The organism is Synechocystis sp. IPPAS B-1465, assembly GCF_003015225.1.
Taxonomy (GTDB): Bacteria; Cyanobacteriota; Cyanobacteriia; order Cyanobacteriales; family Microcystaceae; genus Synechocystis.
Genome location: NZ_CP028094.1, coordinates 484,686 through 501,096, shown reverse-complemented (window position 1 = coordinate 501,096; position 16,411 = coordinate 484,686). Strand labels below are relative to the sequence as shown.

Sequence of the window (16,411 nt, the reverse complement as noted above, 5' to 3'; positions counted from 1 at the left end):
CTAGCTAACAATGGCCAATTGGGAACCAAACTCGGTCTTATTCACTTCAATGCGCTGTTGAAAGGCTTCCCTAAACTGGGGCATGTGGGTGACAGTGAGAATACAAGCAAAATCTGAAGCAATGGCAGTGATGGCAGCCACCAGGCGATCGCAACCGTCCGCATCCTGGGTACCAAAACCTTCATCAATAATTAGTAACTGTAAAGCAGTGCCAGACCGTTGAGCCAATAATTTAGCTAGGGCTAAACGAATGGAAAAATTAATCCGAAAAGCTTCTCCACCAGAATAGGTTTCATAGGGACGGGTACCCTGGGCATCAGCAATGAGAATATCTAGGGTATTAATCATTTTTGGTTTGTTTTTGGTGCTACTTTTACCCTCCTTTTGGGTGACAAATTGGATATGGTGTTGATTCCCGGTTAATCTTGCCAGAATGTAATTGGTTTCTGCTTCTAACTGGGGCAGAATGTTTTCAATAATCATTACCTGAATACCATCTTTGCCAAAGGCTTTACCCAATTCTTGATGAATGCGAAATTGTTTTTTAGCCTGGTCAAATTGCTGTTTTGTTTCTTCATATTCTCCCTGTAAAGTATCAATCTGAATTAATAACTGCTCCAAACCACCTTTTTTTGCCAGCAAATTATCCAGTTGTTGCCTTCTTTGTGCTAATTCTTGCTCCAACAATTTAATTTGTTCCCCATGGTCTGCATACTGGCGAATCTGTTCTTCTAACTGGGCCAATTCTCCTTGTCTTTCCTCTAGGGCGCGCTGGCGATCGCCAATTAGATCTTGGTATTCCTGGCCCCGTTGTATTAGGATTGGTAATTGTTGCCGGGCTTGTTCTAGCTCCTGATGCTTTAACTGCCAAGGTTGTTGACGTCGCAATTCTCCCAATAATTGTTGATGGGTTTCGTTGTTGTAATTCAGTTCGGATATAGCTGTACTCACCTGTTGCCATTGTTGGCGGAGGGGAGAACTGGTGCCCAAACTTTGCAATTGGGAACGCAATGCCAGTAATTTTTGCTCCAAACCAGGGCGATCGCCTGTTAATTGTCGATATTTACTTTGGGCTTCTTTCAACTTAGCTTGGCGAATTTCCCCTTTTCTTAGTTGATCCACCGTAGAGCGGGCCAAAGCATGGGTTTGTTCGTCGTAGGCTAAGTTAGTTAATTCTCGCTCTAGAGCCGCTAATTCTAATTGGAGAGATTCAGCAAAGTTTCCTTCGGTCAAGCTCAATTCTAAGTCAGCAATTTGCTCATTTAACTCCACTAATTGTTCATGGTTTTCTCCACTTTTTTCTAATTCTGCTTCCATTTGTCCATAATGTTGCAACAATTGTTCTAAATTAGTTAAGCCATCGGCAATTTCTTTATATTCATTACGGAGAATAGCTAGCTCTTGATCTGCAAGGGTAATTTGTTCCTTCAGAATCCAAATTTGATTGCGTAGTTCTTGACATTGATGCTCAGTTTTTTCAATCACTTGTTGGTGGTAGTGGCCATCTAAACCCTGTTCACATAGGGGACAAGTTGCCCCAGGAATGCCCAATAAGGTCAGTTTTTGTTCTAATTCCCGTAACTGTTTTTCAAACAATCGTTGATTTTCCTGGAGTCGTTCTTTGAAATGACCCCTTTCCTGGCCTTTTTCTTCCACTCGTTTAAGATAAACCTGTTTATTTTTTAGTTGGAAAATTTCCTCATCCAAAGCCTGAAAAGCCCTTCTTTGCTCAGGAATAGCAGCGATGGCTATCTGTAATTGTTTGGCGATCGCCTGGCGTTGTTCTAGTTGAGCCTGACACTGGGCCCTGGCCCTAGCTAAATCCCCTTGTAGGGCAGAACGTCGTTGTAAAAGGGGCGCAACTTGATGTTGAAGGTTATCAAGCTGGCTTAGTTTTTGTTTGGCAATTTTTAACTTATCTAAGTCCGCTTCAATGTCCTGTTGTTGAGCCAAAATAGGTTGTAACTCGGCCAATTGCTTATCCAGATGTTCCAAACGCAGAAGCTGCTGCTCTGTTTGTCTCGCTAATTCATTTTCTTGACGCTGCAACTGTTGCTCCAAATCCTGTCGTTGCTGTTGCAAATTTTGATATTGCTGAAAAGCTTTAGCTAATTCTGTTTCTTGGCTTTGTAAGGTTTGATAGCGCTGAAAATTAACTTGAATAACTGCTTCTTGCTCTAGGAGTAATTTTAGTTTTTGACATTGCTGATTAATTTCTTCATTTTGGTTTTCTAACCTGGCAATCTCAGTAGTCAATTCCTGACACTGTCGCTGTTGCCATCCGGCTTGCTTTTGCCATTGTTGACGTTGATTTTGACTAGTTTGTAGCTGTTGTAACTGCCATTGTGTCTGTTGTTGTTGGGCTTGCACTTCTGTGATTTCTGCAACTAGTTTGGCTTGATTAGCTACCACATCCGGCCGTTGATTTAAATCCTGCTCTAAGATTTGTAAACGTTCATCGAGAATATTAATTTTACCCTTGGCTTCTTTGGAAATATCTTTGGCCCTAGTTGCCAACATTTCATACTGGTCCAATTTTAATAAATCTGCCAGAATTTGCTTACGTTCACTGGGTTTACGTAGCATAAATTCATCGGCTCTTCCCTGGCGAAGATAGGCGGAATTGACAAAAGTTTCGTAATCTAACTTTAAGGTGTTGGTGATTTTTTCTTGGGTGGCCCTGAGTCCTTTGGCGGAAAGGGTGCGGAAATGATCACCGCTTTTGATCTGAAATTCCGTTACACTACTGCGCCCCCGTTGGCGACTACGAATAATTCGATAGGTTTGGTTATTACTAATAAATTCAAAATCCACTCTCACTTGGTCGGTGCCGTTATGGAGCACATCATCCTCACTTTCAGCCCGACATTTGCCCCAAATTGCCCAAGTGATTGCTTCCAACAAAGACGATTTACCCGCACCGTTAGACCCACAGATACAGGCCGTATGCAGGCCCCGAAAGTTCAGGCTCACATCCTGATAACTGAGGAAATTTTTTAAAATTAATTGTTGGGGCACCATAGTCAATCATCCCCCATTGTCCAACTAAGCAAAAGAACAACTAACCCTAGTACGGCAAAGCGCCCCACCATTGCCCCCTGATTAACCAAGTATTCAGGCAAGCTGATCAACACCTTAGTAAAGATAGCGTTGGTTAACAGAAAAAATACTACTAAAAAAACAAGACTCATGGGCTAATTAGTCAATTAATTATCAAAACTTACCAATTAATATTTGATCCCACAATTTTAACTAACTACATTGAAAAGATAAAGTTTTCAGCTTCGTTTGGTTACGCCCGGCCGCCTTGGCTGCATAGAGGGCCTGGTCAGCAATTTTAATTAAATCACTGGGATGATAATGCAATAGGGGCACGGTGGTCCCAATCCCTAAACTTATGGTGAGGTAACGGCTCGTAGGGGAATCGGCATGGGAAATCTGTGCCTCGGCTAGGCAGTGGTGGATGCGTTGGCCCACGGTGTAAGCCCCTGATTGATCGGTGTAGGGCAAAATCACAATAAATTCCTCACCTCCATAGCGAGCGAGCACATCGGAAGGACGTTTCAATGCATTTTGAATAACTTTAGCCACACTTTGGAGACATTTATCCCCCATCTGATGACCATAGAGATCATTATAGTTTTTGAAATAATCTACGTCGCATAAGATTAAGGAAATTGGAGATTTTTGCCGCAAACATTGTCGCCATTCCTGTTCTAAGTAACTGGTAAAATAGCGACGATTGGGAATTTGGGTTAGTTCATCATAAATGGCTAAATGTTTGAGTCGTTGGTTAACTTGCTCTAGTTGTTGTTTGGCAAATTCCAACTCCATGGTACGCTCCTTCACCCTAATTTCTAGAGTTTGGGAATAGTTTTTGATGGTTTCGTAATATTGAGCAGTACGAATTGCTGCCGCTACTTGGCCGGTGAGGGTGGAAAAAAGATTTAAGTCACTAGAATCAAAGTGCTTGACTTGGTAGTGAGCTAGACCAAGAACGCCAATAATTGAGTTTTGGACAGTCAGAGAATAACAAAGTAAAGAGCGAATTTTAGAGGGTTGATTGAGGTAATCTTGGTCATTTTGAATGTCATCAATTACTTCGACTTGATTAAGCTTTAAAACGCGCTCGACAATTTTTTCAATTGCTTTAAAATTCTGTAATGATTCTTCTGTTTTATACAAAAGTGGAGTTAGGCTATCCTGACTTTGGTCATAAAGATATAAAAATATTTCATCGACACTGATAACTTGACGAATCTCAGCCCTAATTACTTCGATTAGCTCCTGTAGCCCAGTGCAGGTGGCAACAGCATTCGCAAATTGTGAAAGAAAAACTACTTCTTCATACTTTTGTAGGGTATCTTTGGCTAACTGCTTTTTTTCATACTCCGTTTGCACAATGTAACTTAGCATAGCGGCGATCGCCTCGGCGGAATGCTCAGTAAATTCCCCAGTTATGGTCCCCATTAATACTTGGTGGCAATAAATATCAACTTTTGGCTGGGAATCTTGGGCCTTGCCCCAAAGACAGTGACCTCCGATGTCAAAAATAGCAAAGTTTTTCCCCAAGGAATCGCCCAACTGCTGGAGTAGAGTTTTGACTTCCGGCTTTTTAAGTGCTTTTTGCAGGGAAAGATTTTGCATGGAACTCTTGTGTGACAAGCTATCTATCCATCAGCAGATGGTAACCGATGCGCTATGTTTTTTGGGGTTAAAACTAAAAACTTTTATTCTCCTCCAAGTATTATTTTTATTTAAAATTTTCGTTAGTTAGAACCTGTTTATAAAGTCTGATTCTGCCTCCTAAATCCCCCAATGCTGGGGGACTTTGACTTAGTTTCCCCCCAAATTTGGGGGGCCAGGGGGGCTTTTCAAACACGCTCTTAGTAAAGATAAAAATGTTTAAAAAAGGGTTTAAATAATTCAGCAGGGTAGAAAAAAACTGGGATGACAGTTTCCATACCTATTAACTATAGCCTATTCTTTGGAGTCAACCATTTAACCATTGACGGTTAGGGGCACCACCATCAAGTCAATGGAACCCACCATGAACTAATCTTGCCTCCTTGGCGATCGCCAAGGAGGGGTTAGCTGGCCTTTTCTGAGCTACTGCTACTCTCTGGGGTTTTACTTTCTTCTAGTTCTGCCTTAATTTGTACTGACTTTTCCAAATTTTGGGCTTCCCGTTTCAGTTCCGTTTCAAATTCCTTGGAAGCTTCCTGGAATCCCCGCAGAGCTTTGCCCAAACTGCGCCCCACTTCTGGTAATTTTTTAGGGCCAAACACCAATAGGGCAATAACAAAGATTAAACCTAGTTCGGGTAAGCCAATGCCGAAAATATTCATGGGATTGGGTGCTGTTAGGGGATTAGAGGGATAGAAAGATTCGTTTAACCGACTGTAGCAGAGCTTTGTCCCCACAGAAACCCACGGAGATGCTATGGCTCCCATAACCAAGGTCAATGCCATAGCCCTCTAGCCTAGGGCGGTATCCCCCGTCCCCTGAAACATTAACCAAGATAGGAAAAAGTTGCTGATGAAAATGGCCAATAGGGACGTGACCACTGCAGTGGTGGTGGACTCGCCTACTCCCTTGGCCCCCCCAGTGGTGGTTAAGCCCCAACTACAACCAATAATGGCGATGATGACGCCAAATACCAAAGATTTGAACAAACAAGCAAATACATCCCATAGCTGGGTGAAATTTTGCACAGAGTTTAAAAAAATGGTTGGATTAATGGCATAAAGACTGGAGGAAATTACCAATCCTCCCGCCATGCCCACAAACAGAGACAATCCGGTCAAAATCGGTAACATTAATCCACAGGCGATCACCCGGGGAACGACCAAATAATCAATCGGATCTGTCCTGAGCATATACAGAGCATCCAATTGTTCTGTTACCCGCATGGTGCCAATTTCCGCCGCAAAGGCGGACCCCACCCGCCCGGCGATCACCACCGCTGTCAGCACCGGGGCCAATTCCCTAGTTAACGATAGGGATAAAACTCCCCCAATGGTCGTGGTGGCCCCATAGTAAATAAATTCTCTCGCCACTTGAATGGTGAACACCATACCCACAAAACCAGCAGTAATCAAGGCGATCGCCATGGATTCGGGGCCGACCATATTCATTTGCTCCAGGGTATTGCGCCGATTAATGCGCCCTTGCAAAATGTGCAAAAAAACTTGGCCGGTTAAAAAAAAGGCTGCAACCAAACGCTGGAACCAAAGACTGAGGGAGTGGCGAGAGCCTCGATCCGACATACTTCACTGCAATAATTAATGACTGGGACATGTGGGCCCCACTCCAATGTTTCGACACCAAGGCTGGGGGAAATACACTGCCCTGACCCTAGCGACTTTCCACCCGGAACCGTTCCACCGAAGTTAACAGGTCGCGGGAAATGGAGACCAGGGTTTGCAAAGATCCTGCTACCCGTTGAGATTCCTGGGAAGTTTCCTGGGCCGTCAGCTCAATGGACTGCATGACGTTGGACACTGCACCGGAGTTCTCCTGCTGCTTGACGGTATCAGCAGTAATGGAACGCACCAAAGTGTTAATCCGATTAGACACCTCAATAATATCCTCCAGGGCCCGTTTCGACTGTTCCGACTTGTCAGTTACGTCGATTACCTGTTGGATACCTTCTTCCATGGCGGTCATTACGGAGCCGGTTTCACTCTGAATTTGCAAAACGATTTGCTCAATTTCCTTCAACGACTTAGCAGAACGATCCGCCAACTGTCGCACCTCGTCTGCAACGATGGCAAAGCCCCGCCCTGCTTCCCCTGCCCGGGCCGCCTGGATGGAGGCGTTCAAAGCTAACAGGTTAGTCCGGGAGGCAATTTGGGAAATAACCGCCACAATTTTGGAAATTTCCTGGGATGCTTCCGCTAACCGTTTTACCTTGCGGGCAGTTTCCGACACCGTTTCCCGAATTTGCAGAATGCCCCCCACCGTTCTTTCCACCGCTTCCCCACCTTTGAGGGCAGTTAAAGATGAAGTATGGGCCACTTCCTCCGCTTCCCGGGCGTTTTCTGCTACCCGTTCAATGGATTCCGTCATTAACTGAACAGAGTTGAGGGTGACGGCCAATTCCTCCGCCATTCGCAACGCATCGCTGGAGTTATTGCGGGCAAAGGACTCACTGTCTTTACAGTTGTTATTCACCTGCTTGGCGGCATTTTTAACTTGTAACACAATCTCCCGCAGGTTTTGGATAGTTAGGTTAAAGGCATCGGCCACCGCTCCCAGCTCATCCGCCGTTACTTCCGCTTGTACGGTTAAATCTCCCCGGGAAGCTCCCTCTACATCGTCCAGGAGCCGAATTACTTGGCGCTGTAATTTTTCCCGCACTTTTTCGGTGGTAGCAGCCCGTTCCTGGGCTTCACTAGTGGCCGTGAGAATAACTTGGGAAATATAGTTAAACCGTTGGGTCAAAGCCCCCAATTCATCCTCCGATCGCACCTTGGCCCGGACATTGAAATTGCCCTCATAGATGGATTCAAACTGATTTTGCAGGTCGTCGATAATACTCTTAATCTGTTGCATCAGCAATCGATTGATCAGAAAGACTCCGATCGCCGTGGCTATGGCTGTGAGGAAGGCGAGGTTGAGGAGGGATGGTTTGCCCGGTTCTTCCTCTGGGGTCTGGGAAGGGGCCTGGCCCTCTGCGGGGGCACCTTCTGCTGGAGCTTCGGTGGTGGTTTCCCCTGAAGGAGCAGGTACGTCTTTGGGAGTTCCCCCTAAACCCACTATGCTTCCCAATACCAACACCGCGAACCCGGAAAACACACCGGAGGCGATCGCCATGTAAATCTGCTTTCTAAACAGGGAAGCATTGGTGAACCAACCGAGAAAACCCGCATCTACCTCACTGGTGGGCCGGTCATTAAAGGGACTAGTGGCGCTGGATAAATCCCCGGTGGCGGCCCCATCCGGTTTCAACCAAGTGGCCATGCCCGGTGGCGCTGCATTACCTCCATGGACCACCGTATCACCGCCCTGGGTGTCATCGATGCGACCCACCGCACCTATGTCCAAATTAGTGGCTTGGCTAAAGAGGGAAGAATCGGGCAACTCTGGGGCAATATCCGTCAGGTTAAAATCGGACAACTCATCCTCCACCCCTTCCTCAAACGCATCAAAACTCGGTAGGTTATTGCCAGCGCCGTAATCGCCAGAGGTGGGGGTAGGGGCCTGAGCCAAGGCTTCAGGATCATCCAAACCGAGAGCTTCACTCCAGTCGCCCCCGTCCCAAGTTTGATATGGGGGATATTCGGCACCATCTGTCCCGCCAATGCCGGCTGAGGAGACATCCGCCGCTAAATCGGCAAAATCCGCTATCCCTTCACCAAAGGCCGGTGGCACCACAAAAGTAGACTCGCCAGTTTGGGGCATCATGGTCTGTTCATCATCGGAGTCCAGGTCATCGGTGAAAGCTTCCGGACTCCAATCTAGGTTTTCAATTTCGTAACTCCTGGCCCCACTGGTACCAAAGGAAGCAGAGCTGCGGCCAAAGGGATGGTCCATGCCCGGATTAGTGGGGCTGGGGGCCCGGCCCAAAGTGGGCTCGCCGAAATCCTCTTCGGTGAACACTCCTGTTTCCCAGGCCATGGAATTGTCAATGGCATCGATGTCACTTTGCCAATCCTGGTCAAGGGAATCTTTGGCTCCGTTGCCCCTTGGTTCCTCTTCTTGGATTTGCCCTAGGGCCTGGTTAGCGCAGTCAATTAAGTCTTGGCGATCGGAAAACCGAATTACCCCCTGATAAGCCTGGTGGGCTAGGGCGTATTGTTCCAGGCCGACATAGATATGCCCCCGGAGCAACAATACATTAGGATCTTCGGGAAAATCAGCGGCCAATTGTTCAATATGGGAAGAAGCTTCTTGATAATTCCCCTGTCCATAGGCGGCGTAGGCCAACCCATAAAGCTGCGAAAAATTGGTTTCTGTTGCCATTTTGCCGGTTTCCTCAGTCGGTTTTAGGTAGGCCAAGGTGAATAAAAATCCATTGCCTTAGCTGGATATATCAAGTTGCCCAGCGGGCGGATCGGAGTAGCGCCACATGGTCTAGAAGGCGCAAAATTTGGGGAGGAGAGGAGGGGGCATCGTTAGCGGGAATCTGCCACTCTCCCTGGACGTAGGGGGCAATGTGATCCGGCACATCGTTGGCCGGCTGAAGATTGTCCGTGTCCAACCATTCCATATTACCGAGGGAGTCGATTGCCAAACCCAAAAGAGTTTCTTGATCTTCCACCGCAATGACGGGAATTTCCGCCCGGTCGGTGTTGAGATTGGCATTATTCCCCAAAAAACGCCCTAGGTCTGCTACCCAAATGACCTGGCCCCGGAGGTTAATAGTTCCTAACAATAGGGGCGAGGCATTAGGAATGGGGGTAATGCGGTCTGGCTCCTGTTGCATCACTTCTCGAATGGAAACCGCTGGCAGGGCAAACTCTTCCCGGGAGGGCAAATAAAATCTGAGATGAAGTTCCCCTTCCAGGGCCTGCAGTTCCTGAAACGCCGGATCTAATTCCTGTTTGCCATCAACGAAAATATCAGCGGAATTAGAACTAACCATAGATTTCCCCACCTAAAACCCTAAATAACCATAACCCAAGTTTCATAAAACCCCACAATCAATTGCGCAGGAGTTGTTTGATGGTGCCCACCAGTTCCATGGGCTGAAATGGTTTGGCAATGTAGGCGTCGGCTCCCTGACGCATGCCCCAAAAACGGTCAAATTCCTCCCCCTTGGAGGAGCACATAATCACTGGCACATTTTTGGTTTTCGGATCGGATTTGATGCGTCGACAAACCTCATAGCCATTCATGCGGGGCATGACAATATCTAGCACCACTAGGTCCGGACTAAAATTCTGCAATTTTTCCAGGGCCTCCACCCCATCACAGGCGATGGTGACCTGCCAGCCATGGTCTTTGAGGATGCCAGATATCATCTCGCGCTGACTAGAGCTGTCTTCAACCAGCAAAACTGCGTTCATAAAAGTCCTTTCTGCTTGGCACTGCAAACCTGGATCCGAAGCAAATTGGCGAATCCTGCCTGGTTTATTTTCCATCATAGTCGCTCCCTTAACAATTCAGTCAGTATTATTTTTTGTTGGGGAGCCCATTGTTGTTGACAATTTACCGCAAAATTGTCGGTGCTGCGACGGGGGATGGAGATAATGATCAAAAGATCATGATTTTTTACAGTAAGATTCAACTAATGAAATTAGTTCTTTTTGGGTGAAGGGTTTGGTCAGGTAATCCGTCGCCCCTGCCATCCGGGCCAGGAGTCGGTCGAGGTAGGCTTCCTTGCCAGTGAGCATAATGATCGGAATTGCCCTTAGGTGCTGGGCATGGCGGACCATTCGACAAATTTCATAGCCATCCAGGTGGGGCATGGTGATGTCACAAAGGATCAGATCAGGCTGCAAAGTCAATAAGGTGGTCATGGCCTGGAGGGGATCCTGGAGCACCACCACCTCACAGTTGGGGTTTTGATTGGTTAAAAAAAGTTCAATTTGTTTCCCAATGGCATAGTCGTCGTCGAGGCAAACGACTTTATGGATGGTGTGGTCTGTCAAGGTTTCCCAGGCTGAACCGTTCTCACCTTGGGATTCATGGGCCGGAAATATTTCGATCGCCCCTGATTCGATGTAGGGATAAAGGCCATGGGCAATGGCGGGCAAATTTTTTTGTAGGTAGCGGGAGATTTGGCGTAGGGGAATGGCTCCATCGGTCCAACTGCGGAAATGTTGGGCAAATTTGGCCGGTATTTTACTAGCCAATTCCGGATCCTTGGCGATCGCCACCGGTTGGTCGGGGGATTGGATGCGTAGGTATAACTGTTTCCAAGCTTGGATTTGTTGCCCGACGTGGGTTAATAGGGGGGTAATTGCAAAGGAAGTAAGGGGCGGCTCTAGGGCACTTCCCAAGGCAAAAACAAAATTTCCCTGGCGTAAACTCAACACATCAAACAGCACCTCTTGCACCATGCCTAAAACAATGCGGTGGGCTTGGGCGGGGGTGAGAATATTTTTGGAAAGTAATTGCCACAGACAAGCGTATTCGGGAATGTGGTTCAGGGCTAGGCTTTCCAGTTCCATCTCTCCGAGGGGAATAGCAATGTCATGGTGACGAAGATAATCCTGGAGGCGGCGCAAATTGCCACAGTCTTGATCCGCAGCGTAAACCAACTTGCCATCTACAAAAAAGAAAAACCAATAGCCAACTTTGTCTAGCAAAACCCGACCACAACTCTGATGGGGATAGACCTCAACGAAAAGTTGCCCCGTCCGCTGGCCCAATTCAATGAGCCGCAGGATACTCCGGAGATCAATTTCGTTCAGGGTTCCCTGCATGGCGTTTTCACAAGATTGATGTGTATATCTTATCGAACTTGCCGCAAGCTTACTCGCCAACCAAAGCTAGGGTTTTCCCTCTTAGCCTTAACCCACCCACGGGAGAAATTGAGTCAAGCATTTTATTTACCCCACCGCCTTTGCAGAGCTCGAGGCACTTCCCCCGATTAGGGGAGGCTGGGAAGGGTCTTTCTCAAGAGATAGGCCTGACTAAAAGTTTACCCATAGGCCTTAGATCGTGTTTGAAAAGCCCCCCTGGCCCCCCAAGTTTGGGGGGAAACTAAGTCAAAGTCCCCCAGTATTGGGGGATTTAGGGGGCAGAATCAGACTTTATAAACAGGTTCTTAAAACATTTCGTCAATTAAATGTTGATAAGTTTGGGTTACCACTGGTCGTTTGAGCTTCAAGGTTTGGGTCATCATGCCGTTTTCCAGGGAAAATGGTGCTGGGATAAAACGGAAATCCTTAATCTGGTCATCGGCTCGGTAGCCAGGGCGATCGCGCACTTCCCGATGCAACTCCGACCGCATTAACCCCACCACTTGGGGGTCATACAAACCACTAGCCTGCATCCCTTCACTGCTAGCCGACGGTTCCGGCACGGTGATTTGTAAATTTTTCGTCTCTGCCCATTTTTGCAATGCATCGAAGTTGGGCACAATCAAAGCCCCCAAGGATTTTTGATCCTGGCCCACCAGCATAATCTGGTCAATGTAGGCACTGCGTAAACAGGCATCTTCAATGGGTTGGGGTTCCACATTTTCCCCGTTACTGAGCACAATGGTGTCCTTGGCCCGACCGGTGAGAATCAAATCATTTTGGGGCGTTACCCAGCCTAAGTCACCGCTGTCGAACCAGCCTTCCTGGTCTAAAACTTTGGCGGTGGCTTCCGGCTTGTTGTAATAGCCCTGCATCACCTGGGGACCACGGATTAGCACAAGACCTTGGGTTTCGGGGGGCAAATCCTCCTTGGTTTCCATGTCAACAATACGAATTTCTGTGAAAGGAATGGGGCGGCCAGAGGAATAGCGCAAATTATGTTTATGCACCCTGGCATTAGTTACTGGGGCCGTTTCCGTTAAGCCATAGCCCACCAGGACGGGAATGCTGGTGATTTCGTAAAAATCATCTAAATGTCTAGCTAACGCCCCTCCTCCGGAAATGAGAGTTTCCAGTCTGCCCCCAGCGGCCTGGCGTACCTTATGGTAGACAATTTTGTCCCCGAGGTAATGGAGAGGACTAAGCACCAAGGCTTGGCACCGGGCCACCAACCTGGCGATCGCCGAAGCGTGGAGATGGTTCAAGCTCAGGTTATTGGCAATGCGTTTGGCCAAAATATATTTTTGGGAAATGCCGAAAAAGAAATTAATTAGCTTTTGTTGCCCAGGGGACTTTTCCCGGAACGTTTTTTGTACCCCTTCGTAGAGGGATTCCCACAGCCGGGGCACACCGACAATGTGATGGGGTTTAATGTCCTTCACATCCCCCTTGAAATGGCGAATGCTGGTGTAGTTCATCGTGCAGCCCCGGGAAAGAAGAAAATATTCGGCGCTTCTTTCTAGGGAGTGCCAACAGAGCAAAATGCTCAACACCTGATCGCCGGGGCGGGGAATAATCACCGAATCCAATTCCCGTACTTGGTGCAATAAATTACCGTGGCTGAGCATCACCCCTTTGGGTTGTCCTGTGGTGCCGGAGGTGTAGATCAGGGTGGCTAAATCTTCTTCCTGGCGGGGAACGGGAGTGGGGATTTTGCCGGCCCCTAGGGCCATGACCTGGGCAAAGTTATATTGGGGAATGGCGCTGTCCTCTGCCACTTCTTCATCGGTGAGGAGGATGATTAGTTTCAGGTCAATGGTTTCGCCATCTAGGGCCAATTTGCTTAGGGTTTGCCGATTTTCTGCGATTAAAGTACGGCTGTTGCTGTCTTCTAGGATGTAGAGTAATTCCTGGCGCTCTGCTTGGGCAGAACGGACGGCGTTGACGGCTCCAGCCAACATACTGCCTTGATCGGCGATAAACCACCGGGGGCTGTTGTCGGCGAAAATGGCCAGGTGTTGATGGGGGGTAACTCCTAAACTCTGTAGGCCAGCGGCAAAAGCTGTAATTTCTTCCCGCAATTGGGCATAGGTTAAAGTTACGGGGGGATGACTATGGCGATCGTTGAGGGCCACAATATCGGCAAAATTTTCTCCGGTGATAGCCCAGATATCCGCCAGGCAATGGATGGAATGGTAGTTAATTGGCGTAACCATAATCAGATGGAAGGAAGAAGGGAAGAGAGAAAGTTGGATTTTTACGGTTGAAAAAAGGCTATTCCAATGGATTTGAGGTTGATTTTCCCAATTGGGCCCACTCTTGCAGAAATATGTTGACAGTTTATACCCAGTCTGACCAAGCTTTATCCTGGATTGAGCGCCATGGCCACTGTCCACCGGTGTTTGTCTGTGTGTTGGGCTTTACGGAAACTGGTTTAATTCCGGGCATTTCTGCGGCGGGTAAAACCCCCGCTGATCGAAAATTGACGGCGATCGCCGATGCGGAATTTTTAATCAAGGGAACTACGGCAGGGGCAACCTATCCCTTACCTCCCCTCATTTCTGGGGTTTCCCCAGTGTTCATCACCAAAGCGTTGGTGGATGCCCTCCATACTCCGGTTTATTTATTTAACTCTGGTTTACCCATTCCCCCAGCGGTGCCAGTCATCAATCTAGACGGACAACCCGCCCGCTGTCTTTCCACAGGGCAAGCGTTACCGTTGGCCCTGGTGGAGCATCTTTTTCAGCAGGGTTTGCAGTGGGGCGCACAGTTAGCCCAGGAACATGCCGAAAGTTACTTAGTGCTAAGCGAATGCGTGGTGGGGGGCACTACCACAGCCCTGGGGGTACTGCTAGGTCTAGGCATTGACGCTGGGGGCAAAGTGAACAGTAGTCATCCCCATTGCAACCATCAACAAAAATTGGCTTTGGTGCGTCAGAGTCTAGAACATCATTCCCCGCATCTCAATGCCATGGAAGTTGTGGCCGCCGTTGGGGATCCAATGCAAATGGTCGTGGCCGGTATGGCGATCGCCGCTAGTCATAGCACGGGGGTGATGTTAGCCGGGGGAACCCAGATGTTGGCGGTATATGCCCTGATCCAAGCCTTGACTCGACAACAGAATCTAGCAGTGGATTTTTCCCGCCTAGTGGTGGGTACAACCAAATGGGTCTGCGAAGATGCCAGTGGTGATACGGTGGGTCTGGCAAATTTGCTTGCCCCAGTGTCCCTACTAGCTCCGCAACTCAGTTTTTCATCGTCGGTTTATCCTCAACTGCAGGTCTATGAACAGGGCTTTGTCAAAGAAGGGGTGGGGGCCGGGGCCATGGCGATCGCCGCCCACCTTTACAAAAATTGGGGTCAGGAACAGTTGCTAGAGTTAATTGAAAATTTAATTACCCGGGAATTGGGACAGGTCAAGGAAAAAAAACAACAATGACGGTAATTATTGCGGGGGAAAGAAGCGGTGCCGGCAAAACCACCATCACCCTGGCCATGTTGGCCTACCTGGCCCGGCAAAAACTAAGGGTGCAGTCCTTCAAAGTGGGGCCGGACTACATTGACCCCATGTTCCACAGCCAAATTACGGGGCGGCCTTGTCGTAACCTAGACCCCTTTTTAACTTCCGAAGCCTATGTACAAAGGTGTTTCCACTACCACAGCCAAGGCACTCCCTACAGTTTGATTGAAGGGGTAATGGGCTTATTTGACGGGGTGCCCTACCAAGGTTTGACCGATTACAGTTCCACTGCCCACATTGCTCGCTTGCTCAATTTGCCCATCGTTTTTGTGATGGATTGCCAGCGTTTATCCGGTTCCGTTGCCGCCATTGTCCAGGGTTATCGCCATTGGCAACCGGGGGTAAATTTAGTCGGGGTAATTCTTAACCGGGTAGGGGGTGATCGCCATTTAGAATTGCTCAAAATTGCGTTGGAACCCTTGCGTATTCCCATTCTGGGGGTATTTTTTCGTCAGCAGGATTTAACTCTGCCCGATCGCCATTTGGGTTTAGTTCCGTGTGGTGAGTTACCCCAAATTCAGCAATATTTTGACCAGTTAGCCCATGTGGCCGCCCAGCAATTGGATTGGCCCAAACTTCTCCCGCTCTTGGAAACCCCCAGGAATTTGCCCAGTCCTATGAGCTTGTTTGATGTTCCCCAAAAATCTCCCCAAGCCCGGTTGGCGATCGCCCAAGATCAAGCGTTTAACTTTTACTACGCTGATAACCTAGATTTGCTCACCCACTGTGGTTTTGAACTCATTCCCTTTAGCCCCCTAGAAGATACCGAACTTCCGCCGGCGATCGATGGGGTTTACCTTGGTGGTGGCTTTCCCGAACTTTTTGCCGAGCAATTAAGCCAAAATCAAGCCTTAAAAGATCAACTCAAAACCCTAATTCACCAGGGATTGCCCACCTACGGAGAGTGTGGCGGTTTAATGTACCTAAGCCAAAGCCTAACTAACTTTGAGGGACAAATTTTTCCCATGCTGGAAATGTTACCCACCGCCGTCACCATGGGGGGAAAACTCAGTTTGGGATACCGCCAAGCCCAGGTGGTTAATTCCCACAGTTGGTTATGGCAAACAGAATCCCTACGAGGCCATGAATTTCACCGTTCCCAGATGACGAAACTCCCTAACCAAGCTCTCTACCGCCAACGGGGACTACTGGCCATAGACCAAAACACAACGGATGGATGGTGTGTAGGGTCTGTTCAGGCTTCCTATCTCCACCTCCATTGGGGCAGTCAAATTTCCACCGTGGAAAAATTCCGAGCCGCTTGTCTTGCCTTTCAAAAAAAGTTGAGTTACCTTGGGAAGCATCCACCCTTTAAGTCAGTACCGTTAAGGAATACAGGAGGTGATGCCCATGGTAGAGAGTAGTATGTGCCTGGGTCGTTTGGTTGAAGTTAGCCGGCTGTGGGCCGGGGCCGTTCTTTAGAGTAACTATTCCCAAAAATCCGAATTAGCTACGTTTAAAGTTCCTTCCGGCAGTC

Annotated in this window: 12 protein-coding genes; 2 read left to right on the top strand and 10 right to left on the bottom strand. The window is 48.0% G+C overall.

The features are described 5' to 3' along the window. The 10 genes from sbcC to C7I86_RS02330 form a co-directional block, all read right to left on the bottom strand. Positions 1-3,021 carry an exonuclease subunit SbcC gene (gene sbcC, locus C7I86_RS02370; RefSeq protein ID WP_010871660.1) on the bottom strand — a complete coding sequence of 1,007 codons (3,021 nt, stop codon included), beginning with the start codon at positions 3,019-3,021 and terminating at the stop codon, positions 1-3. Positions 3,022-3,023: 2 nt separating this feature from the next. Next, positions 3,024-3,191 (bottom strand): hypothetical protein, encoded by a 168-nt coding sequence (locus C7I86_RS18700; RefSeq protein WP_158299069.1) that lies wholly within the window; start codon positions 3,189-3,191, stop codon positions 3,024-3,026. A 61-nt stretch (positions 3,192-3,252) separates the two neighbouring features. Continuing rightward, a complete protein-coding gene (locus C7I86_RS02365) occupies positions 3,253-4,647 on the bottom strand; it encodes a sensor domain-containing diguanylate cyclase (protein ID WP_010871659.1) in 1,395 nt (464 codons plus the stop codon). 443 nt (positions 4,648-5,090) lie between these two features. After that, positions 5,091-5,348 carry a TatA/E family twin arginine-targeting protein translocase gene (locus C7I86_RS02360; RefSeq protein WP_041425909.1) on the bottom strand — a complete coding sequence of 86 codons (258 nt, stop codon included), beginning with the start codon at positions 5,346-5,348 and terminating at the stop codon, positions 5,091-5,093. Positions 5,349-5,477: 129 nt separating this feature from the next. Beyond that, entirely contained in the window at positions 5,478-6,269 is a 792-nt protein-coding gene (locus C7I86_RS02355) for an ABC transporter permease (RefSeq protein WP_010871657.1), read from the bottom strand. An 88-nt stretch (positions 6,270-6,357) separates the two neighbouring features. Continuing rightward, positions 6,358-8,967 (bottom strand): methyl-accepting chemotaxis protein, encoded by a 2,610-nt coding sequence (locus C7I86_RS02350; protein WP_010871656.1) that lies wholly within the window; start codon positions 8,965-8,967, stop codon positions 6,358-6,360. Between the two features lie 70 nt (positions 8,968-9,037). Next, positions 9,038-9,601 carry a chemotaxis protein CheW gene (locus C7I86_RS02345; RefSeq protein WP_010871655.1) on the bottom strand — a complete coding sequence of 188 codons (564 nt, stop codon included), beginning with the start codon at positions 9,599-9,601 and terminating at the stop codon, positions 9,038-9,040. 46 nt (positions 9,602-9,647) lie between these two features. After that, complete coding sequence (locus C7I86_RS02340) at positions 9,648-10,013, bottom strand: response regulator transcription factor (protein ID WP_014407071.1); 366 nt, start codon at positions 10,011-10,013, stop codon at positions 9,648-9,650. A 195-nt stretch (positions 10,014-10,208) separates the two neighbouring features. Beyond that, positions 10,209-11,375 (bottom strand): response regulator, encoded by a 1,167-nt coding sequence (locus tag C7I86_RS02335; RefSeq protein ID WP_010871653.1) that lies wholly within the window; start codon positions 11,373-11,375, stop codon positions 10,209-10,211. Positions 11,376-11,719: 344 nt separating this feature from the next. Then, a complete protein-coding gene (locus C7I86_RS02330) occupies positions 11,720-13,630 on the bottom strand; it encodes a long-chain fatty acid--CoA ligase (protein ID WP_106907927.1) in 1,911 nt (636 codons plus the stop codon). Positions 13,631-13,743: 113 nt separating this feature from the next. Here C7I86_RS02330 and cobT point away from each other — a divergent pair, with 113 nt between their 5' ends. After that, on the top strand, positions 13,744-14,853 hold the full coding sequence (gene cobT, locus C7I86_RS02325) for a nicotinate mononucleotide-dependent phosphoribosyltransferase CobT (RefSeq protein ID WP_010871651.1): 1,110 nt from the start codon (positions 13,744-13,746) through the stop codon (positions 14,851-14,853). Next, positions 14,850-16,298, top strand: coding sequence for a cobyrinate a,c-diamide synthase (locus tag C7I86_RS02320; protein WP_010871650.1), 1,449 nt, complete (start codon positions 14,850-14,852; stop codon positions 16,296-16,298). The genes cobT and C7I86_RS02320 overlap by 4 nt, the downstream gene beginning before the upstream one ends. The last annotated feature ends 113 nt before the right edge of the window (positions 16,299-16,411 follow it).

Bases quoted from the DNA above. Each gene is read 5' to 3' on its own strand.
- sbcC (WP_010871660.1), bottom strand. From the start codon at position 3,021: ATGGTGCCCCAACAATTAATTTTAAAAAATTTCCTCAGTTATCAGGAT.
- C7I86_RS18700 (WP_158299069.1), bottom strand. From the start codon at position 3,191: ATGAGTCTTGTTTTTTTAGTAGTATTTTTTCTGTTAACCAACGCTATC.
- C7I86_RS02365 (WP_010871659.1), bottom strand. From the start codon at position 4,647: ATGCAAAATCTTTCCCTGCAAAAAGCACTTAAAAAGCCGGAAGTCAAA.
- C7I86_RS02360 (WP_041425909.1), bottom strand. From the start codon at position 5,348: ATGAATATTTTCGGCATTGGCTTACCCGAACTAGGTTTAATCTTTGTT.
- C7I86_RS02355 (WP_010871657.1), bottom strand. From the start codon at position 6,269: ATGTCGGATCGAGGCTCTCGCCACTCCCTCAGTCTTTGGTTCCAGCGT.
- C7I86_RS02350 (WP_010871656.1), bottom strand. From the start codon at position 8,967: ATGGCAACAGAAACCAATTTTTCGCAGCTTTATGGGTTGGCCTACGCC.
- C7I86_RS02340 (WP_014407071.1), bottom strand. From the start codon at position 10,013: ATGAACGCAGTTTTGCTGGTTGAAGACAGCTCTAGTCAGCGCGAGATG.
- C7I86_RS02335 (WP_010871653.1), bottom strand. From the start codon at position 11,375: ATGCAGGGAACCCTGAACGAAATTGATCTCCGGAGTATCCTGCGGCTC.
- C7I86_RS02330 (WP_106907927.1), bottom strand. From the start codon at position 13,630: ATGGTTACGCCAATTAACTACCATTCCATCCATTGCCTGGCGGATATC.
- cobT (WP_010871651.1), top strand. From the start codon at position 13,744: ATGTTGACAGTTTATACCCAGTCTGACCAAGCTTTATCCTGGATTGAG.
- C7I86_RS02320 (WP_010871650.1), top strand. From the start codon at position 14,850: ATGACGGTAATTATTGCGGGGGAAAGAAGCGGTGCCGGCAAAACCACC.